The 24330-nt window shown below is 72.1% G+C and carries 20 protein-coding genes; 8 read left to right on the forward strand and 12 right to left on the reverse strand.

Annotated features, from left to right (window positions below; genetic code table 11):
- Positions 1-285: 285 nt before the first annotated feature.
- The gene (locus tag HEP85_RS27225) at positions 286-2829 is read left to right on the forward strand and encodes an ATP-binding protein (protein WP_369657857.1); all 2544 of its coding nucleotides are present in this window, start codon (positions 286-288) and stop codon (positions 2827-2829) included.
- 84 nt (positions 2830-2913) lie between these two features.
- Here HEP85_RS27225 and nucS read toward each other — a convergent pair whose 3' ends face one another.
- Positions 2914-3585 carry an endonuclease NucS gene (gene nucS, locus HEP85_RS27230; protein ID WP_194280581.1) on the reverse strand — a complete coding sequence of 224 codons (672 nt, stop codon included), beginning with the start codon at positions 3583-3585 and terminating at the stop codon, positions 2914-2916.
- 243 nt (positions 3586-3828) lie between these two features.
- Here nucS and HEP85_RS27235 point away from each other — a divergent pair, with 243 nt between their 5' ends.
- Complete coding sequence (locus HEP85_RS27235) at positions 3829-4221, forward strand: SCO5389 family protein (protein ID WP_101400700.1); 393 nt, start codon at positions 3829-3831, stop codon at positions 4219-4221.
- Positions 4222-4301: 80 nt separating this feature from the next.
- Here HEP85_RS27235 and HEP85_RS27240 read toward each other — a convergent pair whose 3' ends face one another.
- The gene (locus HEP85_RS27240; protein ID WP_168530275.1) at positions 4302-5330 is read right to left on the reverse strand and encodes an LLM class flavin-dependent oxidoreductase; all 1029 of its coding nucleotides are present in this window, start codon (positions 5328-5330) and stop codon (positions 4302-4304) included.
- Positions 5331-5550: 220 nt separating this feature from the next.
- Here HEP85_RS27240 and HEP85_RS27245 point away from each other — a divergent pair, with 220 nt between their 5' ends.
- Positions 5551-5883 (forward strand): ATP/GTP-binding protein, encoded by a 333-nt coding sequence (locus HEP85_RS27245; RefSeq protein WP_168530276.1) that lies wholly within the window; start codon positions 5551-5553, stop codon positions 5881-5883.
- 31 nt (positions 5884-5914) lie between these two features.
- Here HEP85_RS27245 and HEP85_RS27250 read toward each other — a convergent pair whose 3' ends face one another.
- From HEP85_RS27250 to HEP85_RS27260, 3 genes are all read right to left on the reverse strand, one after another.
- The gene (locus HEP85_RS27250) at positions 5915-6739 is read right to left on the reverse strand and encodes an ABC transporter permease subunit (RefSeq protein ID WP_168534065.1); all 825 of its coding nucleotides are present in this window, start codon (positions 6737-6739) and stop codon (positions 5915-5917) included.
- A gap of 17 nt (positions 6740-6756) precedes the next feature.
- On the reverse strand, positions 6757-8004 hold the full coding sequence (locus HEP85_RS27255; RefSeq protein ID WP_168530277.1) for an ABC transporter ATP-binding protein: 1248 nt from the start codon (positions 8002-8004) through the stop codon (positions 6757-6759).
- Positions 8005-8254: 250 nt separating this feature from the next.
- Positions 8255-9145 (reverse strand): hypothetical protein, encoded by an 891-nt coding sequence (locus tag HEP85_RS27260; protein WP_329290476.1) that lies wholly within the window; start codon positions 9143-9145, stop codon positions 8255-8257.
- A 285-nt stretch (positions 9146-9430) separates the two neighbouring features.
- Between HEP85_RS27260 and HEP85_RS27265 the strand changes: the two genes are divergently transcribed.
- Positions 9431-10324, forward strand: coding sequence for a hypothetical protein (locus HEP85_RS27265; RefSeq protein WP_168530278.1), 894 nt, complete (start codon positions 9431-9433; stop codon positions 10322-10324).
- A gap of 267 nt (positions 10325-10591) precedes the next feature.
- Here the strand turns inward: HEP85_RS27265 and HEP85_RS27270 are convergent, their stop codons facing one another.
- The 5 genes from HEP85_RS27270 to mce form a co-directional block, all read right to left on the reverse strand.
- Complete coding sequence (locus HEP85_RS27270) at positions 10592-11362, reverse strand: ABC transporter permease (protein ID WP_168530279.1); 771 nt, start codon at positions 11360-11362, stop codon at positions 10592-10594.
- 2 nt (positions 11363-11364) lie between these two features.
- Positions 11365-12315, reverse strand: a complete 951-nt coding sequence (locus tag HEP85_RS27275; protein WP_168530280.1) for an ABC transporter ATP-binding protein — start codon at positions 12313-12315, stop codon at positions 11365-11367.
- Between the two features lie 174 nt (positions 12316-12489).
- Positions 12490-13425, reverse strand: coding sequence for a cellulose-binding protein (locus HEP85_RS27280; protein ID WP_168530281.1), 936 nt, complete (start codon positions 13423-13425; stop codon positions 12490-12492).
- 182 nt (positions 13426-13607) lie between these two features.
- Positions 13608-17459, reverse strand: a complete 3852-nt coding sequence (gene scy / locus HEP85_RS27285) for a polarized growth protein Scy (protein ID WP_168530282.1) — start codon at positions 17457-17459, stop codon at positions 13608-13610.
- Between the two features lie 266 nt (positions 17460-17725).
- Positions 17726-18166 (reverse strand): methylmalonyl-CoA epimerase, encoded by a 441-nt coding sequence (gene mce, locus HEP85_RS27290; protein ID WP_168530283.1) that lies wholly within the window; start codon positions 18164-18166, stop codon positions 17726-17728.
- Between the two features lie 146 nt (positions 18167-18312).
- Between mce and HEP85_RS27295 the strand changes: the two genes are divergently transcribed.
- Both HEP85_RS27295 and meaB read left to right on the forward strand, forming a co-directional pair.
- Positions 18313-19515: an acetyl-CoA C-acetyltransferase gene (locus HEP85_RS27295; RefSeq protein WP_168530284.1), complete on the forward strand. Its 1203-nt coding sequence runs from the start codon at positions 18313-18315 to the stop codon at positions 19513-19515.
- 57 nt (positions 19516-19572) lie between these two features.
- Positions 19573-20529 (forward strand): methylmalonyl Co-A mutase-associated GTPase MeaB, encoded by a 957-nt coding sequence (meaB, locus tag HEP85_RS27300; RefSeq protein ID WP_329290484.1) that lies wholly within the window; start codon positions 19573-19575, stop codon positions 20527-20529.
- A 224-nt stretch (positions 20530-20753) separates the two neighbouring features.
- Here meaB and HEP85_RS27305 read toward each other — a convergent pair whose 3' ends face one another.
- Complete coding sequence (locus HEP85_RS27305; protein WP_329290487.1) at positions 20754-21308, reverse strand: PepSY domain-containing protein; 555 nt, start codon at positions 21306-21308, stop codon at positions 20754-20756.
- A gap of 171 nt (positions 21309-21479) precedes the next feature.
- On the opposite strand from HEP85_RS27305, the gene HEP85_RS27310 reads away from it, so the two are divergent.
- Together HEP85_RS27310 and HEP85_RS27315 are read left to right on the forward strand one after the other, a co-directional pair.
- The gene (locus tag HEP85_RS27310; RefSeq protein ID WP_168530286.1) at positions 21480-22139 is read left to right on the forward strand and encodes a response regulator transcription factor; all 660 of its coding nucleotides are present in this window, start codon (positions 21480-21482) and stop codon (positions 22137-22139) included.
- Positions 22136-23662: a cell wall metabolism sensor histidine kinase WalK gene (locus HEP85_RS27315; RefSeq protein ID WP_168530287.1), complete on the forward strand. Its 1527-nt coding sequence runs from the start codon at positions 22136-22138 to the stop codon at positions 23660-23662. Before HEP85_RS27310 ends, HEP85_RS27315 begins: the two co-directional genes overlap by 4 nt.
- 155 nt (positions 23663-23817) lie before the next feature.
- Here the strand turns inward: HEP85_RS27315 and HEP85_RS27320 are convergent, their stop codons facing one another.
- Positions 23818-24294: a MarR family winged helix-turn-helix transcriptional regulator gene (locus HEP85_RS27320; protein ID WP_168530288.1), complete on the reverse strand. Its 477-nt coding sequence runs from the start codon at positions 24292-24294 to the stop codon at positions 23818-23820.
- Between the last annotated feature and the right edge of the window lie 36 nt (positions 24295-24330).

The raw sequence follows: 24330 nt of genomic DNA on the forward strand, positions 1-24330 counted from the left end.
CGCGGCCCTTCCCACGGAGCCGGCCGGGCGCGCCCCGGCGTACGCGGCCTGAGCGACGTACCACCTGAGCGGCGTACGAAACGTACGACGCGCGCAATCCTCATGAAGCTGTGACGTCTCGGGCGGCGCGGTACCCCGGCTGTTCCTGGATACTGTGCGAAGGTTTAGGGTTCGGCTGCCCGCCGCCCGAAACCCTGAGAGCGGGCACCGGACCAGAAGCGACAGCGCGGTGTGCAGCCAGGCCGGGAGGGGCTCGGCACACGACGCTTTTGGGGGGCTTGGAACATGGACCCGACCAACCGGGGATCCGAAGAGTACGTCCATGACGACGACGGCCAGGCGCCTCGCCCGCGCCCGCCACGCGATCCGCTCACCGCGGACCTGGGGCAGTACACGCCCGCACTGGCCCGTACCGTCCAGCTGGTCTCCGGCGACTTCCTGCTCACCGTCAATCCCGTCGACGGCAGCGAGATAAAGACCTGCCCGCCGGACGAGCGTCCGCAGCGGCCCGTGAAGTTCACCGCCGTGGAGCGCGCCGAACTGAACCGCGCCTCCCAGCCGCCCGTACCGGCGGGACCGGCCCAGCCCCGACTGCCGCTCCTGGAGCGCCAGGAGGAGCGCGAGAAGCTGGTCCGCCTGCTGGCGCGCGGGCGCTCCGTACGCCTCACCGGCCCGGCCGGCTCCGGCCGCACCAGCCTGCTCGAGGCCGTCGCCGAGGACTGCGCGGACCTCGCGCCCGACGGCGTCGTCCGTCTCTCCGGCTACCGGCGCGGCGCGAACGACCTCCTGCACGACCTCTTCGCCGCCGTGTACCGCGCGCCCCTGCACCGGCCGGAACGGGACGAGCTGAGCGACCTCGTCCACGCGATCGGCGCGGTCGTCGTCCTCGACGACGCGGAGATCGGCGGCGCGGCGCTGGACGAGCTGCTCGAGGCCACACCCGAGTGCGCCTTCCTCGTCGCCGCGACCCCCGACGTCCCCGCGCCGTCCGCCGGCTCCCTCCTCGAGGAGGTGCACCTCGGCGGCCTCGCGCGGGCCGGCGGCCTCGAACTGCTGGAGCGGGCCGTCGGACGCGCGCTGACCGAGGAGGAGTCGAACTGGGCGGGCGACCTCTGGTTCGAGTCCGAGGGACTTCCGCTGCGCTTCATGCAGGCCGGCGCCCTGCTGCGGCAGCGCGACCAGCTGAGCGTCGACCCGAGCGCCTTCGACGCGTACGGCTACCTCGAGGACGCCCCGGTGGACGCGCCCGTGGACGAGGACGAGGGCACCGCGATACCGCTGCCCTCGCTCGCCGAGGGCGCCGCACCCGCCTCGCTGCTCGCGTCCCGGCTCAGCGAGTCGGCCCGCGCCACCCTGCGGTTCGCCGTCGCTCTGGGGGGCGAGGTGCCGCACCAGGCGCATCTGCCCGCCCTCATGGGCGACACCCACGCCGATGCCGCACTCGCCGAACTGGCGAGCTGCTCGCTGGTCTCCCCGGTCGGCTCCCGCTACCGGCTGGCGGCCGGTGTGCAGGCCCAGCTGGAGACCGCCGGATACGCCGACGACATCGAGGAGCAGGCCGGCGCCGCGGCCCAGCACTACACCTGGTGGGCCGGACACCCCTCGGTCACCCCGGAACGGGTCTGCGCCGAGGCCGACGCGGTGCTCGCCGCGCTCGGGGTGCTGGTCCCGCTCAGCACGGCCCCGGCCGACGAGCAGGACGAGAACCCCGCCGTGCTGCTGGCCCGCACGGCCGCGCCCGCGTTCGCCGCCGGGCTGCACTGGAGCGCCTGGGAGCGGGCCCTGCGGGCCGGCGCCGAGGCCTCCCAGCTCGCCGGAGAGGTTGGCGAACAGGCCTACTTCCACCATGAGTTGGGCATTCTCGCGCTCTGCGGCGGACAGCTGGACCGGGCCCGCGCCGAGCTCGAGGCCTCCATCGGGCTGCGTGGCGCCCTCGCCGACAAACGGGGCACCGTGGCGGGCCGCCGCGCCCTCGCACTGGTCGCCGACCGCTCCGGGGAGGTCCTGCCCGGCGCCCTCGCGACGGCGGGCGAGGAGGTGTCCGACGCGCGGCACGAGGAGTCCGCCTCGCCGCCCGGTGGCGTACCGGCCGCGTTCCCCGCGGTGACGCTGTCCGATTCGTACGGCGAGCCCTCGACGCTGATCACCCATCGGGCGCAGCCGGGTCCGGACAAGCACGTCGGGGTCGCCGGGCGTCTGGTCAGCGGTACCCGGCGCAATCTGGTCGCGGCGGGCGCGGGTGCGCTCCTGGTGGCCGTGCTGGGCACGGTGGTGACGCTCGGCGCGACCTCGAACAACAACAGCGACACCCCGTCCGAGAGGGTCGGCGTCAATCCGTCGGCGAGTCAGGGCTCCGACGACGACAGTCTCGGCGCGGACAAGCCGAAGAAGGGCGGGGACGACGACGGGAGCGGCTCGGGCGTGGTGAGCACGCCGACCGATCCCGGCCCCGACGGCACGTACGGGACCTCGGACGACCCGACGCCGCCGGCCGACGGGAAGCCGTCGGACGATCCGAGCGGAACGCACGGGTCGGGCAGCGGGCCGTCGAAGTCGCCGTCCAAGCCGACCTCGAAGCCGCCGACCACCAAGCCGTCGTCGTCCCCGTCGAGGCCGTCGACGAGTCCTTCTCCGTCGAAGTCGTCGACGGCTCCCTCATCGCCGCCGCCCTCCGACACCTCCAGTCCGTCGACGGAGCCGTCCACCACCGACACCGCGGGCGGCCCCGGCGCACCCGCGAGCAGCGCCACCGTCGGCGCTCCGGAGAGCGGTTCCGCGGGTGTTCCGGAGAGCGGCGGCGCCGGAGCCCCGAGTGGCGCGGTGATCTGAGACCGGGCACAGCGGAGAGGGCCGGGTCCGTTCGCGGACCCGGCCCTCTCCGCTGTGCGCTCGTGCGCGTCGCGGCGGTGTGCGTCAGAACAGGCGCAGTTTGTCGTCCTCGATGCCGCGCAGCGCGTTGTAGTCCAGGACCGTGCAGCCGATGCCGCGGTCCGTGGCGAGGACGCGGGCCTGCGGCTTGATCTCCTGGGCGGCGAAGATGCCGCGGACCGGCGCGAGGTGCGGGTCGCGGTTGAGGAGTTCGAGGTAGCGGGTGAGCTGCTCCACGCCGTCGATCTCGCCGCGCCGCTTGATCTCGATGGCGACGGTCCCGCCCTCGGCGTCGCGGCACAGGATGTCGACGGGTCCGATGGCCGTCATGTACTCGCGGCGGATGAGCGTGTAGCCCTCGCCGAGCGTGTCGATGCGGTCCGCGAGGAGCTCCTGGAGGTGCGCTTCCACGCCGTCCTTGATCAGGCCGGGATCCACGCCGAGTTCGTGCGAGGAGTCGTGCAGGATCTCCTCCATCGTGATGATGAGTTTCTCGCCCGCCTTGTTGATGACGGTCCAGACGCCCTCCTCCTCGCCCGCGCCCTCCTTCAGGGTGCACGGCGGCGACATCCAGTTGAGGGGCTTGTAGGCGCGGTCGTCCGCGTGGATCGAGACGCTGCCGTCCGCCTTCACCAGGATGAGGCGGGGGGCCGACGGGAGATGGGCGGTGAGCCGGCCCGCGTAGTCAACGGAGCAGCGGGCAATGACGAGACGCATGGTCGGCAACGCTACTCGACGGGCACAGGTCGACGCGATTCGCCCTGGAAGACGCCTGTTCGGTGGTGGCTGATTGTGTGCCTAGTGGGAGTTCACTATGTGCGCATTCTCCTGGTGCCGTCACGGTCCGTTGCTTACCGTATAAACGGGAGGTCGCGATGCGTGTACTCAGCGTGTTGGAGATCGCGAGTTCCCTCATCTGTCCGGCAACCCCCGCGCTCTGGGGGTGCGAGAGGAGAACCCATGTCGCTCGACGTCTCACCGGCCCTACTCGAAAAGGCCGAGCGAGGCGAGGTCGACGAAGCTGAATTCGTCGACTGCGTCCGGACCTCCCTGCCCTACGCATGGGAGATGATCAGCTCCCTGGTGGCTCAGCTGAAGGTGGACGGCGGCAACTTCGCCGACAACCAGACGCCTCCGCCGGACGAGCAGGCACGTGGCCAGCTGCTGCGTGCGCTCGCGAGTGACGCGATACGCGGCGCGCTGCAGCGGCACTTCGGTGTGCGGCTGGCTTTCCAGAACTGCCACCGGGTGGCGGTGTTCCCACTGGACGCCTCAGTGGACGACACACTGGCACGCTTCACCTCGGTGCGCAGTCAGTTGCTGAACCAGTCGCCGGAGTTCCGCGACTGCTGACGCCTTGATGCCGCACTGCTTGCCGCTCCGTACGCGGGAGGTGCTCTGTACCGGGGCGGCAAGCTTCCCGCGTGCGGGGCTCAGCCGAGGTGGGGGAGCACCTCGGCGCCGAGCCTGCGCACGTTCTCCTCCGTCGCCGCCAGATCGCCCGAGCCCTCGACGAGCAGGGCGAAGCGGGAGATGCCGGTCCGCTCCGAGGTCGCCGCGAGCCGGTCCGCGCACAGCCGGGGGGTGCCCACCGGGTGCAGCCCGCAGAGCAGTTCGGTGTACGCGTGCGGGTCCCGCATCGAGCGCGCGCGGCCGTCGACCGTGACATGCGCGTCCAGCCCCTGCTTCAACCAGCCCGGCATCGCCTTGAGGAGCGCCTCCACCGCGTCGGTACGGCGGTCCGCGATCTGGCAGACGCCGGCGGACACATGGGCCGCGGCGCGGATCTCGTCCGCGGGGCGGCCCGCCACACGCGCGTACTGCCGCCACAGGGTCACCATTTCGGCCTTCTCCTCGTCACCCACGTGCATGCCGAGGAGCATCGGCAGTCCGCGCTCGGCGGCCAGCCGCACACTCGCCGGTGAGGTGCAGGCGACCACGACCTCGGGACCGGGGGAGCCGCTCAGTGTCTCCGAGGGCCGGGGGACGACGGGGACCTCGCGGAAGGCGAACCGCTCGCCGTGGGCCTCCACGGACGGTTCGCGCAGCCAGCGCATCAGCAGGTCGAGTGATTCGGGGAACCCCTTCTCGTACGCCTCCAGGCCCGAGCCGAAGACCTCCAGGTCGACCCAGGGGCCGCCGCGCCCCACGCCCAGCGAGAAGCGGCCGCCGGAGGTCACGTGGAGCAGCGCGGCCTGCTCGCCGAGTGCCACCGGGTGGACGGTGGGCAGTACGCTCACGGCGGTGCCGACGCGGATGCGGTTGGTGCGGCCGAGCAGCAGGGCGGCGAGGGTGACGGCCGACGGGCACGTCCCGTACGGCACGAAGTGGTGCTCCGCCAGCCACACCGCGTCGAGCCCGGCGGCCTCCGCGACCTCGGCCGTCCGCACCGCCCGGTGCAGGGCCTCTCCCTGGCCCTGTCCGGGGAACTGGGCCGCCAGTACAAAACTTCCAACGTGCATGGTGCTTCCTGCTTCCTCGGCTCCGACGCGGAGCTCCCCCGACCGGCATAACCGTCCGACACGTGCCGAAGACACGGCCTGTCGGAGGGATTTCCGGATTGTCTGCAGAATGCTCCGACGGGAGGGCGATCTGAGCGGGTTGTGAGGTACGCCTACCCCTGTGGGTGCCGCGTAGGCTGGACGAGGTCCCTGCCCCCTGTACAGCTCCGTGAGGTGTCCTGTGTCCCCGCGTCGCAACCGTTCCAAGGGTTCCGACCCCTCCGCCCGGAGCGCGGAGGACGACCGCTCCGGGCGGTACGGCGGCTGGCAGTCCACGGAGAACTGGCAGGGCGAGGAGTGGAGCGTGCGTCATGTGGCGGGCGCCAGCGCGCAGGGCAAGACCTACCGCTGCCCGGGCTGCGACCAGATGATCCCCTCCGGTCTCCCGCACGTGGTGGCCTGGCCGGAGCACTCGGGCGTCGACGAGCGCCGTCACTGGCACAAGGCCTGCTGGAACGCGAAGGACCGCCGCACCACGCGGGTGCAGCGGTCCCGTAACGCGCCCAGGTTCTAGGCGACTTCAGGTTCGTGTGGGGCCCGGGGCGTCACACGTCCCGGCGGTCCAGGAGGACGAAGGCGCCGACGATGGCGGCCGCCGTCACTCCCGCGAGCAGGCCGAGCTGCGCGCCGCCGTGGCCGCTCTCCCTGTCGAGCTGGAAGATCCGGGCGAGGGCGTTCGGGGCGTTGTACTCCTGCATCTTCTCGCCGAGCGTCCGCATGCTCTCGGACATCATCAGGAACGCCGGCATGATCGCGGGCACCAGCACGACGCCGAGCATCGTGGTGATCGCGCCCGCCGAGTGACGCAGCATCGAGCCCACCGCGAGCGCCAGGACGCCGAGCAGCGACACGTACAGCGCGCCCATCACGACGGTGCCGCCCCACGGCAGCGGGGACGGTTCGCTGTGCATCCCCTCGGTGATCAGGCCGACCAGCCCGATCGCGAAGGCCGAGACGACGAAGGCCGCCGCGAAGAAGATGATCAGCTTCGCGGCGAGCACCCGGTGCCGCTGCGGAGAGGCCGTGAACGTCGTACGGATCATGCCGGTGCCGTACTCGGACGAGACGACCAGCACGCCCAGCGTGATCAGACAGATCTGCCCGAGCATCAGGCCGAAGAACGCCGGGATCGTGTACGGCACGTCGCCGAAGTCCTCGTTCGTGGTCTGCGCGGCGACCAGGAAGCCGATGCCGATCACGAGGAGCAGGAAGATGCCGAGCGTCCACAGCGTGGAGCGCACCGACCTGATCTTCGTCCACTCGGAGGTGAGCGCGTGCCCGAGGTGGGTGCGGGTGATCGGGATCGGCGACGTGTACGACGTGCCGGGCGCCCCCTGCCAGTGGGGGGCAGCGGCGGTCGGCTGCGGCATCGGCGGCTGGGGCGTGCTCATCGGGCGTCCTCGGGCTTGGTGAGGTCGGGGGCGGCGGGCGCGGCGGACGGCTGCGCGGGGGCCTGCGGCGCGGGCTGGGCGTACGGGTTGGCGTCAGCGCCGCCGGGAGCGGGCGGAGCGCCGTAGGGACCCTGCCCGGCGGCAGGGGCGCCCGGAGCGCCGTACGGGCCCGTCTGGGGGGCTCCCTGCGGCATCGCGAACGGCTGCCCGCCCTGCTGGGGCGGCGGCGGTGCGTACCAGCCCGGCTGGCCCTGCCCCGGCACCGGTATCTGTGGCGGCGCCATCGCGCCGGGCGGCGGCTCCTGCTGGAATCCGGCCCGCTGGTCGATCGTCGAGCGGTAGTCGACGGCGCCCTGCGTCATCCGCATGTACGCCTCCTCCAGCGAGGCCTGGTGCGGCGACAGCTCCCACAGGCGTACGTCGGCGCCGTGCGCGAGGTCGCTGATGCGGGGCAGCGGCAGCCCGGTGACCCGGAGGCCGCCGTCCTGCTCGGGCAGTACCTGGCCGCCCGCCTCGGTCAGCGCGGCCGTCAGCTTCTCGCGCTGCTGCGGCTCCGTGTCCGGGGTGCGGACCCGGGCGAAGTCGGCCGAGTTGTGCGAGATGAAGTCCTTGATGTTCTGGTCGGCGAGCAGCTGTCCGCGGCCGATCACGATCAGGTGGTCGGCGGTCAGCGCCATCTCGCTCATCAGGTGCGAGGAGACGAAGACCGTACGGCCCTCCGCCGCGAGCGCCTTCATGAGGTTGCGGACCCAGAGGATGCCCTCGGGGTCGAGGCCGTTGACCGGTTCGTCGAAGAGCAGCACCTGCGGGTCGCCGAGCAGCGCGGCGGCGATGCCGAGCCGCTGGCCCATGCCGAGCGAGAAGCCCTTGGAGCGCTTCCTGGCCACGTCCTGCAGACCGACCACACCGAGCACCTCGTCCACCCGGCGGGCCGGGATGCCCGACAGCTGGGCGAGGCAGAGCAGGTGGTTGCGGGCGTGCCGGCCGCCGTGCACGGCCTTGGCGTCGAGGAGCGCGCCGACCTGGCGGGGCGCGTTCGGCAGCTTGCGGTACGGGAACCCGCCGATCGTCACCTGGCCCGAGGAGGGGTTGTCGAGGCCGAGGATCATCCGCATCGTCGTCGACTTGCCGGAGCCGTTGGGCCCGAGGAAGCCGGTGACGGCGCCCGGCCGCACCTGGAAGGAAAGGTTGTACACGGCCGTCTTGGCGCCGTAGCGCTTCGTCAGGCCGACTGCCTCGATCATGCTCCGCACCCATCGAAAGGTTCAGGACGTCGGGGCGCACGCCCCCGTAAGGCTTAGGAGGATATCGGGGCGCTGACGGTTCCGCTCAAGAGAAAGTAAAACCGTGCAGGTCACGCGGGGGAGAGGCGTGGGAGGGATCGACGGGGAGGGCTCGTCCCGGCTTCGGCCCTTGTCAGGTACCCGTCGTCCCAGGTCAGGCCGGAAAGGGGACCCCGGAGCCGGCCGCGCGCACCTCGGCCCCGGCGCGTCCTCAGCCCCGCGACGGCAGTGAGTCGTCCAGGGGCGGCAGGTCGTCGTACAGCCGCAGTTCGGCCGCGTCGTCGACGTACGGCAGGAAGTCCGTCTGCGGCAGTACCCAGCCCTCCTCGCCGAAGATGAGCGTGCCCCGCTCACGCAGTGCGCGGTCGGCCCCGGCCCGCCGCACCCAGGCCGCCGGATCGGGCCCGAGCAGCTCCCGCAGCCGGCCGGAGCCGGCGAGCAGCGCGGCGAGCAGCTCCGCCTGGTCCCCGCCGCCCGGCCGCGGCCGTCCGGTGGCCGGGTCCGCCAGCACCCCGTGCGCGCTGAAGTAGATGTACGCGCCGCCGAGCCGCTCCCCGGACGGCATCGTCATCTCGAACGCGTCGCCGGGCAGTATCGCCCGCCGGTAGTCCGGGAACTCGGTGTCGTCGACCGCCTTCAGCTGCGTCGGGTCCAGCCAGGTGACGACCAGCGTGGTCGCGGCGCCCCGGTCGACGTACGGCGTGCCCGCCACGTAACCCGCCGGACTGATGTGCCCCGAGCACCCCACCCCGATGCCGTGCACCCGCACCGGCACCATCGGCACGGTCGCCGGGATGCCGAGCCGGGTGAGCTTGTGGGCGACCTGGCCGGGAGAGGCGTTCGAACCGACCGCGATCACCGGGTGGCGGTTGCCGGTCCCGGCCTGGCCGAGGTCGGCCAGCGCCTCGTCCAGCCGCTGCTGCGCCTGGCGCTCCTCCACGTACCACTCGCCGAGCCGCAGCGGCCGTACGTCGAGCTGGAGCAGCTCGCCGCCGGTCAGCAGGGAGGGCTCGGGGGTGGGCCGGCCCGGATAGGTGAGCGGCTGCTTGGCGGGCACGTCGTCCAGGCCCAGCGCCTGGAGGCTTCGGTCCTTCGTCGTCACGGTGACGCCCTTCGGGGGTGGTCGCGCGATACGGGCACAGCCTTTCACGCGAGATGTACCCGGAGCGGGGCCCGCTCTCGCCCGCCGCGGCAGGGTTGGCCGGAACGGACACCGGGAATCATGCCGTCCCATTCTACGAGTGGGAGCGAAGTCGGTTACGGGGGATGCAAGTTGAGGCGCACTGGGCAAGGGGCCGACGCCAGGGGAGCGGCGGGGCGGGGCCGGACGCATCCGCGCTTCCGTACGTCCGTTCGCTGGTGGATCGCCGGACGTACCGTGCATGCGTTGCTGCTGATGACACTCGGCGCGCTGGCCGGGCTCTCCGTCGTCATCGCGACGGCCTGGACGCTGACCGAGCACTCCGCGCGGTCGATGGCGGAGCGGTTCTCGAACGGGGAGCGGCTGCTCGACCTCAGCCTCGCGGTGCTGCGGGCCAGCGTCGGCACGGACAGTCTGTCGCCCGAGCCGGACAGCACCGCGCACCAGCTGCTCGCCACGGTCGCCTCCGTCACCGGCGCCCTGGTGCCCGCGGTGCTGCTGGGCATCGTGCTGATCAAGATGTTCGCGCTGCGGCCGTTCGTCTGGCGGCAGCGGGCCAGCATCTCGCACGCCTGGACCGCCGACTTCCCGGGCTACTCGCGGCAGCACGCGACCAGCGAGGACGCGATCATCGCCGTCCGCTTCTACAACCGCTTCGACAACCTGTCCGTCGTGGATCTGCGCGCCCGTGTCCATCTGCGCTACCTGGAGCGCTCCCCGCACGACGGCAGCCTGGTCATCTACAAGCAGTGGCTGAAGGTCCTGGACGCCCAGGGGGAGCCGGCCGACGAGCGGTACTGGCTCGCGGTCGAGCGCGGGGCGCCGTTCACGGTGTGGATACCGGTCCAGGCACCGGTGGCCGAGCTGCCGTTCCGGCACATCCAGGGAAAGGACCTCGCCGGTTCGTACGGGGTGAAGCTGCTGGTGCGGCTGACGGCGCGGACCGTGGGCCTGGGCACCGAGGTCGCCGACGAGCGCTGGTTCGACCTGGAGGCCGGTGACTTCGAACTCGGCCGTTTCGTGCCGTTGCAGCCCGACCTCCACAGGGACGTGTGGCGCTGGGAGGGCTGGACGGACTTCGACGGGCTGATCCAGGCGCCGCCGTCCGACGACGGCGACGCCACGCGTCCCCTTCCCTGAACTTCTCTGAACTTCACTGAACGCGTGCACGCCTCTCGGCCGTCCGTCCCCGGCTCGCGCGTCCTCCAGGGCGTGTTGCGAAAGTCCCGCCTGCCTCGCGACGCCTGGCACGCACTCTCGCCGCACCGGGCGAAAACCCGAGTACGTCCAGTACGCGGGCTTCCGCCCGGCGCTCCCCCAGCCTCCGGCCGGGGGGACCCCCAGAGCACGCACCGGACGCCGCGAGGCCCGCCCTCCGGGCGGACGACGGAACTTTCGCAACACGCCCTAGGCGTCCCGCCTCTTGAGCAGCGCGTAGCCGCCCAGGAGTGCAGCGACCACCCACAGCACCATGATCGCGAGGCCTCCCCAGGGCCCGTACGGGGTGTCGTCGCCGACCGGGGTCACCACCCGCATGATCTTGCTGCCGGCCTGGTCGGGCAGATAGCGGCCGATCTTCTTGGTCGCGGAGACCGCGCCGAGGATGTTGGAGATCAGGAAGAAGAACGGCATCAGGATGCCCAGCGAGAGCATCGGACTGCGCAGCATCGTCGCCACACCCATCGAGAACACCGCGATGAGCGTCATGTACAGGCCGCCGCCGATCACCGCGCGCAGCACCCCGTGGTCGCCGATCGACGCCCGGTGCGTGCCGAGCGTCGCCTGCCCGAGGAAGAACGCGACGAAGCTGGTGATGATGCCGACCACGAAGGCGAGCCCCGTCGCCACCGCGACCTTGCTGAAGAGGAACGTGGCGCGCTGCGGGACCGCGGCGAGCGAGGTGCGGATCATGCCGGTGCTGTACTCGTTGCCGACCACGAGCACCCCGAACACGATCATCGCGAGCTGACCGAGACTCATTCCGGCGAAGCTGATGTACGTCGGGTCGAAGGAGAGCCGGTCCTTCGCGTTCATCTTGTCGAACTCGTTCTTGGACAGCAGTGAGATCAGGATGCCGAGCGCGATCGTGACGACGGCGGCGAGGCCGAGTGTCCAGACCGTGGAGGCAACGGACCGGATCTTGGTCCACTCGGACCTGAGGACCTGGGAGGCCGCCATGCTCAGGATTCCTTCCGCCAGTCGCCGCCCCACTCGCGGGGCGGGGTGTCGGAGTGCGCGTGGTATTCCACCGACTCCGCGGTCAGCTGCATGAAAGCCTCCTCCAGGGAGGCCTGCTGGGGACTCAGCTCGTGCAGTACGAGCTGGTGACGCGCGGCCAGCTCACCGATCTGCTCGGACTTGCCGCCGTCCACCTCCAGGGCGCCGCCGCCGCTCTCGACGACGGTGATCCCGGCCTCGTGCAGCACATCGAGCAGCCGCTCGCGCTGCGGGGTGCGGATGCGGACGTACGACCGGGAGTTGTTCTGGATGAAGTCGGCCATGGAGGTGTCGGCCAGCAGCCGGCCCTGGCCGATGACGACGAGGTGGTCGGCGGTCAGCGCCATCTCGCTCATGAGGTGACTGGACACGAACACGGTCCGCCCCTGCGAGGCCAGCGACTTCATCAGATTGCGGATCCAGTGGATGCCCTCGGGGTCGAGGCCGTTGACCGGCTCGTCGAACATCAGGATCCGGGGATCGCCGAGCAGCGCGCCCGCGATGCCGAGCCGTTGGCCCATGCCCAGCGAGAAGCCCTTGGCCTTCTTCCGCGCGACCGCGGTGAGTCCCACCGTGTCGAGGACCTCGTCCACCCGCGCCCTCGGGATGCCGTTGCTCTGCGCGAGGCAGAGAAGGTGGTTGAAGGCGGTGCGGCCACCGTGCATGGCCTTGGCGTCCAGCAGGGCGCCGATGTACTTCAGCGGGTCCTTGAGGTGGTCGTAGTGCTGTCCGTCGATCCGTACGTCACCCGCGGTGGGCCGGTCGAGCCCGAGCATCATCCGCATGGTGGTGGACTTGCCGGCGCCGTTGGGCCCGAGGAACCCCGTCACGATGCCGGGTCTGACGGCGAAGGACAGCTGATCGACCGCCACCTTCTCGCCGTACCGCTTGGTCAGCCCCTCGAGCTCGATCATGCGGCCACGGTAGGGCGGCCCCCAGGGCCGCGCTACTTGAGCGGGCGGGTCTTTGCCGCTTGTTCACCGGGGTTCACGGCCGCGCCGTCAGGGCTTGTCGCACCGTCTGCCGGCGCCCACGACCGCGGCCCGCACCCGAGGAGGGTGCGGGCCGCGGTCGTGGACAGGAACCGGTTACCGGGACTGCTGGGCCGGAACCCCACGCGAGATGGGCTCGTCCTCGGCCGGCGTGCTCGCGGCGGCCACCGCGGCACCCGTGAGCGTCGCGAGCATCTCACGGACGTTCGTGAGCTGGGCGTTGATGGAGTCGCGACGGTTCGTCAGCGCCGCCAGCTCGCGCTCGGACTCCGAGCGGATGCGGTCGGCCTTGGCGTTCGCGTCGGCCACGATGTCCTCGGCCTGGCGCTGGGCCGTCTCCACCGTCTGGCGGGCGCGGCGCTCGGCGTCCGTGCGCAGCTTCTCGGCCTCCAGGCGGAGCTGCTCCGCGCGGTGCTCGATCTCCGCGAGGCGCTTCTCGGCCTTCGCCTGACGCGAGGCCAGGTCACGCTCGGACTGCTCGCGGCGCTTGGCGAGGTTCGTCTCGAAGTCGGCGGCGGCCTGCGCGGCCTTGGCGCGGGTCTCCTCGAAGAGGGCGTCCGCCTCCTCGCGCTTGGACTGGGCGTCCTTCTGCGCCTCCTGGCGCAGCTGAGAGGCGTCGCTCTTGGCCTTCTCGACGATCCGGACGCCCTCGTCCTCCGCCTTGGACTTGCGGTCGGACGCGAACGATTCTGCATCGTTGCGGACCTGCTGCGCGGCCGACTCGGCGAGCTCACGGTGCTGCTCGGACGCGCGACGGGCCTCGTCACGCAGATCCTTCGCCTCCTCCTCGGCGAGGCGGAGGATCTTCTCGACCCGGGCGCCGAGACCCGCGTACGACGGTTCGGCGTCGGTGACCTGGGCCTGGGCGTTCTGCGTTTCGAGGTGGAGCTCCTCGATGCGCTTCTCGAGAGCAGTGATACGGGCCAGAGCGCTGTCACGGTCGGAGACGAGCTTCGAAATGCGTTCGTCCACCTGAGCGCGGTCGTACCCACGCCGCACAAGCTCGAAGCCGTAGGGGGAAGTGTCGCTCATGGGGTTCCTGTCGAATGAGACCGGTGAGGTGATAGGGGGAATCCTAGGGGCCAAAGCGGTGTGTCATCGAGCGGATACGTGTTTGATCTGGAGAATGACACTCCTTTTGGGTGGCTGGCTGTCAGAGCGCTTGCCAGAGTCCGCACCAAAGGTCCGGAAAGGTGCGGAATGGGAGCTTCTGGCTAGCCCTCCGACGACTTGCCCCCCGAACGGGTCGCGCCGGCGGCGGCGCCCGCCTTGACCCCACCGTCCTTGTTGCCCGACGGGGCCTCAAAGGATTCCAACGCCTCCAGGACGTCCTGGACACGGGAGATCTCGGCGTTGATGTCCTCGCGGCGACGGACCAGCACCTCCAGCTCGTGCTTGCCCTCCTCGACCGCGAGCCGTGCCTCGCGGATGGCCTCGGCCTTGATCTCCGTCGCCTCGGCGACGAGCGAGGACTTCTTCTGCTCGGCCTCCTTGAGGAGCCCCTCGGCCTTCTTGACCGCCGCGATACGCACCTTGCTCGCCTCGGAGTTGGCCTCCGCGACCAGGTCCTTCGCCTTCGCCTCGGCCTCGGCGAGCTGGTCCTCGGCCGCCTTCACGAGCGCGTCGCAGCGCTCGCCGGCGTTCTTCATCGTCTCGGCCGACTCGCGGCGGGCCCGCTCGTGCAGCTCCTCGATCTCCGAGGTGACACGGTCGCGCAGCTCCTCCGCCCGCTCCCTTATGGCGGTCGCGTCCCGGCGCGCGCCGACCAGCAGCTCGTCCGCGTCCGTACGGGACCGCTCCACAAGGGAGTTGCCCTCCACGGTCGCTTCGGAGACAAGCCGCTCGGCCTCGTTGCGGGCCGCGCCCACCATCGTGTCGGCCTGGCCCTCGGCGTCCGCCGTGGCCTTCTGCGCGCTCTGCTGAGCCTCCGCCAGCAGCTTGTCGGCCTCCGAGGCCGTCTCCGAGATGAGGGTGTCGACCTGCTCGGCCGCCTCGGAGCGCCGCTTGTTGGCCTCCTGGCGCGCAGCGTCCAGCGTCCGGTCGGCCTCCTCGCGCGCGGCCGAGGTGAGCCGCTCCGCCTCCGCCTCCGCCTCGGACTTGACCCGTGCGGCCTCGCTGCGGATCCGCTCGGAGTGCTGCTGCGCGGAACCGACCGTGTCGGCGGCCTCGGCGCGCAGCCGCTCCGCCTCCCCGGTCGCCTCCGAGACCAGCTGATCGGCCTTGGCGGTGGATTCGGCGCGGACCCGCTCGGCCTCCGCGTTCGTCTCGTTCGTCAGCCGCTCCGCCTCGGAGCGTGCCTCGTTGATGAGGGTGTCCGCCTGCGTGGCCGCGTCCGAACGGATCCGGTTCGCGTCCTCCCGGGCCTCCGCGCGGGTGCGTGAGGCGTCCTGGTCGGCGCCCGCGATGGCGTCCGACACCTCGGTGCGCACCCGCTGGGCGTGCTCCGCGGCCTCCGAACGCAACCGCTCGGACTCGGCGATCGCCTCCGAGACCGTGCGCTCCGCGAGGGACTTGGCGGCGTCCGTCTCCTCGGCCGCCTCGCGCCGGACACGGCCGGCGTCCTCGGAGGCGCGCTCCCGCTCGGCGTACGCGTCGGCGCGGACCCGGTCCGCCTCCTCCTGCGCCTCGGTGCGGGTACGGTCCGCCGCGTGCTCGGCGGCGGAGCGCAGGCCCGAGATCTCCTCCTGGGCCTGCTCGTGCAGCCCGGCCACGGAGTCGCGCACCTGCTGTGCGGTCTGCTCGGCGTTCGAGACCATCTCGGTCGCGCGCCGGTCGGCCTCCTCGACCAGCCGTACGGCCTCGGCCTGGGCCTCCTCCACGCGGTTGCGCGCGGAGGCGAGGAGCTCCTCGCTCTGGTCGCGGGCCCGCTCGCGCTCCTGGTCGGCCTCCTGGCGTGCCGAACCGAGCAGTTCCTCGGCCTCGCGGCGACGCCGGACGGCCTCCTCCTGGGCGGCGGCCAGCGTCTCGGCGCCCTCCGTCGCCAGCCGCTCGGCCGCGGCCTGGGCCTCGGCCCGTACCCGGTCGGCGCTGTCCTGGGCCTCCGACTTCAGCCGCTCGGCCTCCGCCGCGGCCTCCGAACGCAGCCGTACGGCGATGTTCTCGCCCTCGGCCCGCGACGCCGAGGCGTCCGCGGCGGCCTCGTTGCGCAGCCGGTCCGCCTCCGTCTCGGCCTGCGCCTGCAGCGTACGGATCCGCTCGGCGGCCTCGCCGCGCAGCCGCTCCGTCTCCTCGGCGGCCTCACGGCGGATCCGCTCGGCCTCCGCCCGCGCGTCGCTCAGCGCCTGCTCGGCCGAGGCGAGCCGCTGCTCGGCCTCGGTGTGCAGCCGGGTCAGCTCCTCGGCGGCCTCCGTCCGGCGGGCCGCTATGGCGCGCTCGGAGTCCTCGCGCACCGTCTCGGCGGCCCGCTCGGCCTCCGCCTTGATCGTCTCGGCCAGCTCGACGGCCTCGGCGCGGTTGTTCTCGGCCTCCTTGCGTGTGCGCTCCAGCGTCTCCTCGGCCTGCCGGCGCAGCGCCGTGGCGCGCTCGATGGCCTCGGTGCGCACGCGCTCACTGTCGGTCGTCGCGGTCGCCCGGAGCTCGTCCGCGTCCGCCTTGGCCTTCGCGAGCAGTTCCTCGGCGGTCTTGGCCGCCTCCTCGATCTGCTGGACGGCCTCGCGCCGGGCCTCGCCGCGGATGCGTTCGCCCTCGGCGTTCGCGTCGGCACGCAGCTGCTCGGCCTCGCCGCGCAGCCGGCGCGCCTCCTCCTGCAGCTCGACCGTCTTGGCGCGGTACTCCTTGGTGTCGTCCTTCGCCGTGCCCTTGAGCTGCTCGGCGATGTCGTGCGCCTCGCCGCGCAGCCGGTCCGCCTCGGACTCCGCCTCGGTGCGGATCCGCTCGGCCTCCTCGGCCGCCGCCCTCGTGGTCTTCCTGGCGTCCTCGGACGCCTTGTTGAGCACGTCCTCGGCGGTACGGGCCGCCTTGGACAGCTGGGAGGCGGTCTCCTCGGCGGTGAGACTGCGGGCGTTCTCCTCGGCCTCCGCGACGATCTTCTCGGCCTTGGTACGGGCCTCCGCGACGACCTGCTCGGCCTCGGACCTGGTGGTCTCGGCCTCCTTGGTGGCCTCGCTGACCAGCCGGGCGACCTGCTCCTTCGCCGTGCGGGTGCGCTGTTCGTTCGCCGACTCGGCGCCGGCCAGGGCCTTGGCCGCGGCATCCTTCGCCTCGGTGACGACCTTGTCCGCCTCGGCCCGTGCCTCGCGCAGGGCCGTCTCGGCGGCCGTCATCCGCTGCTCGGCGGCCCGGCTCAGCTCGGTGGCCTGGCGGCGGGCGCTGTCCGACTCGTTCGCCGTGGAGCTGCGCAGCTGCTCGGCGTGCTCGGTGGCCTCCTGGGCCTGGGTGGACGCGGCGTTCAGCAGCCGCTCGGCGTCCGTACGGGCCCGGCGCAGCAGCGCCTCGGCCTCGGCACGGGCCGACTCGGCGTCGTTCGTCAGCCGCTGGCGGGCCTCGGCCGCGACCCGCTCGGCCTCCGCGCGGGCGGTGCTCAGCGCCTGGTCCGCCTCGACCCGCGACTCGTCCAGGAGACGGCGGGCCTGCTGCTCGCTGCGGGAGCGCAGCTGCTCGGCCCAGGCCACGTTCTCGTTGACGTGCGACTCGACGGTCTGGCGGCGCTCGGCCAGCTCCTGGTCGAGCTGCTGACGCCGCGCGACCGCCTCGGCGTGCAGCTCGGCCTGCAGGCGGGCGGCCTGCTCGGCGTGCTCCTGGAGGATGCGCTGCGTCTGCGCCCGGGCCTGGCTCATCTCGCGCTCGGCATCGGCGCGCAGCTGATCCGCCTGGATCTGGGCATTACGGAGCAACTGCTCGGCCTGGTAGCCGAGGTCGCCGCCGCTGTCGTAGGCAGGCCGGGTCGCCAGACTGCGGCGCGCCTCGTGCAGCTTGGCGCGCAGCACCTCGACCTGATAGCCGAGGTCCTCGGCGTGCTGGACGGCCTTCTCCCGCTCGGTCTTCAGCCGCTCCATCTCGGCCTCGAACCGAGAGAGGTGGTCGACGTCAGCCGCCGGCTCTCGCTCCTGGCGTTCGTAGCCCCGCACTGCGCGGTCCCATCCGTCCCCTGGTCGCAAGTCTCTCCAAACGAGCCCCGTCCATCCGCCGGACGGTGCCCCCGGGGAATGGTGTCAGATCAACAGCGGAGCACGGGCTGCTGCCCCGACGCTCGTCCCCCGAAAACCTGGACCCCGGCCCTCGGTCGCGCCGTCGTCACGGCGGCACGACCTCGGAGCCCGTCGCCGGACAGGCCCCGGGCCGCCCCGAAATGGCAGCGGCCGCCCCCAACCCTACCGGCCCAGATATACGGAGGTCAGTGCTCAGGTGACTCAACAGCCGCCGAAGTGACCAGTTCTGTCAGCACACCGTGGCAATCCTTGGGGTGAAGGAAGGTGATTCGTGACCCCATGGAGCCGCGTCGCGGCTCGTCGTAGAGGACGCGTACGCCTTTGTCCCTGATGTCGCCCGCGTCGGCGTCGACGTCCGCCGTACCGAACGCGATGTGATGGACACCCTCGCCGTTCTTCGCCAGCCACTTCCCGACGGCCGAGTCCTCGCGGGTCGGCTCCAGGAGCTGGAGGTAGGAGGCGCCGCCGTCGGACGTCTCGTTGATCTTGAGCATGGCCTCGCGCACGCCCTGCTCGTCGTTGACCTCGGAGTGGAAGACTTCGAAGCCGTACGTGGCCCGGTAGAACTCGACGGTCTTGTCGAGGTCGAAGCAGGCGATCCCGATGTGGTCGATTCGCGTCAGCATGGTGCCAGTGCAGCGCTCCCGCGGCGGTTACGCAACGTGCGCGCGATCACACTGACAGCCGGATGACGGGTGGCCTACCGCTCAGTACATTCAAGTAAACCCTCGTTCACTCCTCAGCTGTGCAAGCTGGAAGGGGATCGCACCTCATGTCTGGAACGAACAGCACGACCTCCGTGATCGTCGCGGGTGCCCGCACCCCGATGGGACGGTTGCTCGGCTCGCTGAAGTCCTTCTCCGGAGCCGACCTCGGCGGATTCGCGATCAAAGCCGCCCTCGACCGCGCGGGCATCGGCGGCGACCAGGTGCAGTACGTGATCATGGGCCAGGTGCTGCAGGCCGGGGCGGGACAGATCCCGGCGCGGCAGGCGGCCGTCAAGGCGGGCATCCCGATGAGCGTCCCGGCGCTCACGATCAACAAGGTGTGTCTGTCGGGCCTGGACGCGATCGCCCTCGCGGACCAGCTGATCCGGGCCGGTGAGTTCGACATCGTGGTCGCGGGCGGCCAGGAATCCATGACGAACGCCCCCCACCTGCTCCCGAAGTCCCGTGAGGGCTTCAAGTACGGCGCCATCGAGATGCTCGACGCCATGGCGCACGACGGTCTGACCGACGCCTTCGAGAACATCGCCATGGGCGAGTCCACGGAGAAGCACAACACGCGGCTCGGCATCGCCCGTCCGGAGCAGGACGAGGTCGCCGCCCTCTCGCACCAGCGCGCGGCGGCCGCCCAGAAGAACGGCGTCTTCGAGGCGGAGATCACGCCGGTGGAGATTCCGCAGCGCAAGGGCGAGCCCGTCGTCTTCAGCAAGGACGAGGGCATCCGCGCCGAGACCACGGCGGAGTCGCTCGGCAGGCTGCGTCCCGCGTTCACCAGGGACGGCACGATCACGGCCGGCACCTCCTCGCAGATCTCGGACGGCGCCGCGGCCGTCGTCGTGATGAGCAAGGCGAAGGCGCAGGAGCTGGGCCTGGAGTGGATCGCCGAGATCGGCGCGCACGGGAACGTGGCCGGACCGGACAACTCTTTGCAGTCGCAGCCGTCGAACGCGATCCTGCACGCCCTGAAGAAGGAGGGCCTGGACGTCTCGGACCTCGACCTGATCGAGATCAACGAGGCGTTCGCGGCGGTCGCCGTGCAGTCGATGAAGGACCTCGGGGTGTCCACGGAAAAGGTGAACGTCAACGGTGGCGCGATCGCCCTGGGCCACCCGATCGGCATGTCCGGCGCCCGTCTCGTACTGCACCTGGCGCTGGAGCTGAAGCGGCGTGGTGGCGGCGTGGGCGCGGCGGCGCTGTGCGGTGGCGGCGGTCAGGGTGACGCGCTGATCGTGCGGGTACCCACGGCGTAGGTCCCTCGCCGCGGCTGTGCCGCCGCGTTGTCTCGTACGACTCTGAACGGAGCTGTGATGCAGGACGTCTCCTCGCTGGTGGCCCAGGCCAGGGAAGGCCGGCCGCGGGCCGTGGCCCGGCTGATCTCCCTGGTGGAGGGGGCGTCCCCGCAGTTGCGTGAGGTGATGGCGGCGCTGGCTCCGCTGGCCGGCGGGGCGTACGTGGTCGGGCTCACCGGGTCGCCGGGCGTCGGCAAGTCGACGTCGACCTCGGCGCTGGTGACCGCCTACCGGCGGCAGGGCAGGCGGGTCGGCGTCCTGGCCGTCGACCCCTCGTCCCCGTTCTCCGGGGGCGCGCTGCTCGGCGACCGGGTCCGGATGTCCGAGCACGCCTCGGACCCCGGTGTGTACATCCGCTCGATGGCGACCCGCGGTCACCTCGGCGGCCTGGCCTGGGCGGCCCCCCAGGCGATCCGCGTGCTGGACGCGGCGGGCTGCGACGTGATCCTGGTCGAGACCGTCGGGGTGGGCCAGTCGGAGGTCGAGATCGCGTCCCGGGCGGACACCTCGGTCGTCCTGCTCGCCCCCGGCATGGGCGACGGCATCCAGGCGGCGAAGGCCGGAATCCTGGAGATCGGCGACGTGTACGTGGTCAACAAGGCCGACCGGGACGGCGCCGACGCGACCGCGCGCGAGCTGAACCACATGCTCGGCCTCGGCGAGTCCCGCGGGCCCGGGGACTGGCGGCCGCCGATCGTCAAGACGGTCGCGGCGCGCGGCGAGGGCATCGACGAGGTCGTCGAGGCCCTGGAGAAGCACCGCGCCTGGATGGAGGAGCACGGCGTCCTCGCCGAGCGCCGGCTCGCCCGGGCCTCCCAGGAGGTCGAGACGATCGCGGTCACGGCCCTGCGCCGGCGCATCGGCGACCTGCACGGCGACCGCCGTCTGAGCGCGCTGGCGGAACGGATCGTCGCGGGCGAACTCGACCCCTACCGGGCCGCCGACTCCCTGGTGGAGGGCCTGACCGAGACCTGACGGGGCCTGACCGGGACCCGGGGCCCGGCCGAGACCTGACGGGGCCCGCCGCGGGATGGTGGGCGCTCCTCGTCCCGCCGTCTCCGGGCCGGTCGGGCGTGCGGCCCTGTCGTTTCCGGGGCGTGCTGGGAACGGACGGCGATCACCGCCGTGCCCCGAACGCGGGGCCTCCCGGCAGGGCCCCGCGCGGGGCCCTGCCGAGCCGCCGCGCGGGACCCCTTGAGTCAGCCGTCGTGGCCGCCCCGGTGCGCCGGCTCCGTGCGGGCGGAGACGACCTTGCCCGTGCCCGCGTCGACGCGCACCTCGTACCAGGTGCCGCCGGTGGCCAGGATCCCGATCTCCCACGTCGGGGTGGCGCGGTCGTCGTCCAGGCCGGCGGAGGCGGCGGTGCCCGGCGTGTGGCGCAGCGCCGTGGTGAGGGCTTCGGCCGCCGTCACCCGGGCGGACCGCAGCCGCGCGGCGTCGTCGTGATCGTCGGATCCGGCCGTGTGATGGCCCGTTCGGGTGCGGTCGTCCGGGTGAGGGTGATCGTCCGTCCGGGTGGGACCGTCCGTCCGTGTCCGGTCGTCCGTCCCGGTGCGGCCGCCCGTCCGCGTCCGGTCGTCCGCCCGGGTGTCGTCGCCATGGCGTACGTGGTCCGCGCGGTCGTCGTCCGCCGTCCGGGACGACGACCCGGCGACCGCGGCCGTGCTGTCGTCCGTGACGGCCAGGGCCGTCGCCGTGCCGCCCCCGATCAGGGCCGCGGCCGCCACGGCGGCGATGACGATGTTGCGCTTCATATCGGTTCCTCCTCATGTGCCGGACTCTGCCTGGTGATCCGTGCGAGACCGGCCCCAAGTCGTCCGGTGCGTTGCTGCGTTGCCGACGGGAACCAATGTCGGCGAGGGTCGCTGAACGCAGCCTGAAGCCGCCTGAAGACTTCTTCAGGTTCGGTTTGGGACGCTGGGCGCATGCGCCTGTTGATCGTGGAGGACGAGAAGCGGCTGGCCCTGTCGCTCGCCAAGGGACTGAGGGCCGAGGGGTACGCCGTGGACGTCGTCCACGACGGAGCCGAGGGACTGCATCGGGCGAGCGAGGGCGCCTACGACCTCGTCGTCCTCGACATCATGCTGCCCGGCATGAACGGCTATCGCGTCTGCGCCGCACTGCGCGCCGCCGGACACGACGTGCCGATCCTCATGCTCACCGCGAAGGACGGCGAGTACGACGAGGCGGAGGGGCTGGACACCGGCGCCGACGACTATCTGACCAAGCCGTTCGCGTACGTGGTGCTGGTGGCCCGGGTGAAGGCGCTGCTGCGGCGCGGGCGGTCCGCCCACCCGCCGGTGCGGGTCCTGGGCGAGCTGACGGTCGACACCGCGGCCCGGCGCGTCTTCCGCGGCGCGGACGAGGTCGCCCTCACGGCGAAGGAGTTCTCGGTCCTGGAGCAGCTCGTGCTGCGGGCCGGACAGGTCGTCTCGAAGGCCGAGATCCTCGAACACGTCTGGGACTTCGCCTACGACGGGGACCCGAACATAGTCGAGGTCTACGTGAGCACCCTGCGGCGCAAGCTCGGGGCGGCGTTCATCCGGACCGTGCGCGGGGCCGGCTACCGGCTGGAAGCGCGATGAGCCGGCTCTTCGGATCCGTCCGGGCCAAGGCCACGCTCGGCGCGACCGTCGTGGTGGCCATCGCGCTGGTGGCCGCGGGCGCCGCCGTCCTGCTGTCCCTCCGTGCCAACCTGAACGGCCAGGCCGGCACGGAGGCGGAGCGCAGCGCCCGCGAGGTCGCGGCCGACCTGTCCGGCGGGGCGTCCTACGACCGGCTGCGGCTGGACGACGACCAGCGTCCCGTCCAGGTGGTCGACGGGAAGGGCGTACTGGTCGCCGCCAGCGAGAACCTGCGGCGGATCAGCGGCACGGGGACCGGCGCGGTGAAGCCGCGGGCCCAGCGGACGGCCGCCCCGGGGAGCGACGGCGACGCGGCGGACGACCACGGCGGCGGCAAGGGCGGCGACGACAAGGGTGGCGACGGCAAGGGTGGTGGCGACGACAAGGGTGGCGACGGCCGGGGGAAGGACGGCCGGGGCCGCGGCACGGGTGCGGACGACGACTACTCTCTCGAACCCGGCCGGATCGGCGCCGAGGTGAACTTCGGCGAGGGCTCCGCCACGCTCGGCGGGGACACGGCGGACTACCGGTTCGCCGCCGTCGAGGTGAGTGTCAAGAGCAAGGGCGCGCTGACCGTGTACGCGGGCGCGCCGCTCTCCGCCGAACAGGGCGCCGTACGCACGGCCCTGACGGTCATGCTGACCGGTCTCCCGCTGCTGCTGGCCGTGGTGGCCGCCGTGACCTGGCGGGTCACCCGGCGCGCGCTGCGGCCCGTCGAGGGCATCCGCAGCGAGATGGCCGCGATCACGGCCTCCGAGGACCTCGCACGGCGCGTGCCCGTGCCGGACACCCAGGACGAGGTCGCGGGTCTGGCGCGGACCACCAACGAGACGCTGGCCGCGCTGGAGACGTCCGTCGAGCGGCAGCGCCGGTTCGTCGCCGACGCCTCGCACGAACTGCGCAGCCCCATCGCCTCCCTGCGCACCCAGCTCGAAGTGGGCGCCGCGCACCCGGAACTGCTGGATGTGACCGGGGCCGTCGAGGACACCGTACGGCTGCAGCGGCTCGCCGCCGATCTGCTGCTGCTCGCCCGGCTGGACGCGGGGGAGCGGCCCGCGGGCACCCGGTTCGACCTGGCGGGGCTGGCCCGGGAGGAGGTGTCCAGGCGCCCGGGGGTGACGGTGGAGGGCGCGAGCGCCGAAGTCGTCGGATCCCGGGGGCAGATGGCGCGACTGCTCGGCAATCTGCTGGACAACGCCCGCCGGCATGCGCGCAGCCGGGTCGCGGTCACCCTGCGGGCCGAGGGCCCGTGGGCCGTTCTGGAGGTCGCCGACGACGGGGCCGGTGTCCCCGCCGCCGAACGCGAGAGGATCTTCGAGCGGTTCGTACGGCTCGACGAGGCCCGCGGCCGGGACGACGGCGGGGCCGGTCTGGGCCTCGCCATCGCCCGCGACGTGGCACTGCGCCACGGCGGCACACTCACCGTCGGCGAAGCCCGGGGAGGCGGAGCGCTGTTCACGCTCCGGCTGCCCGGCCACGCCTGACGCGGAGCGGATCCGGGAAGCGGGGAGAGGCGTTCGTCCTGCCGCTGCCGCTGCCGCTGCCGCTGCCGCTGAGCTGACTCCGGGGTCGTGGTGCCGTGTCCCCGGTCACGCGTCACGTGTTCCCGCGGCGCGTGTTCCCGCGTTCCCGCGGGGCGTCACGGTTTGCCGCGTTGTCCCCGCAGGTGTTCCGCGATCGGCTGCAGCGACTTGTGCAGCTGCTCCAGGGCCTCGGGGGACACCAGGTCCATGAAGTGCCTGCGGACGGACGCCACATGGTGCGGGGCGACCTTCCTCATCGTCTCCAGGCCGTGATCGGTGAGGACGGCGTACAGACCCCGGCGGTCGGACTCGCAGTTCTCCCGCCTGACCAGGTCCGCGTTCTCCATGCGGGTGATCTGGTGCGAGAGGCGGCTCTTCGACTGGAGGGTGGCGGCCGCGAGGTCGCTCATCCGCAGCCGGACGCCCTCCGACTCGGAGAGGTTCACCAGGATCTCGTAGTCGTTCATCGTCAGCCCGAACGGCTGCAGGTCCCTCTCGAGCTGGTACGTCAACAGCCTGTTGACCTCCAGGTGGGTGCGCCAGGCGCACTGCTCCGCATCGGTCAGCCAGCGCGTGGCCGTCTCGGTCTCCATGAATGAAGTCTACCTAAAATGTTGAAAGGCGAACTA

It is taken from the genome of Streptomyces sp. RPA4-2 (assembly GCF_012273515.2).
Lineage (GTDB): Bacteria > Actinomycetota > Actinomycetes > Streptomycetales > Streptomycetaceae > Streptomyces > Streptomyces kaempferi.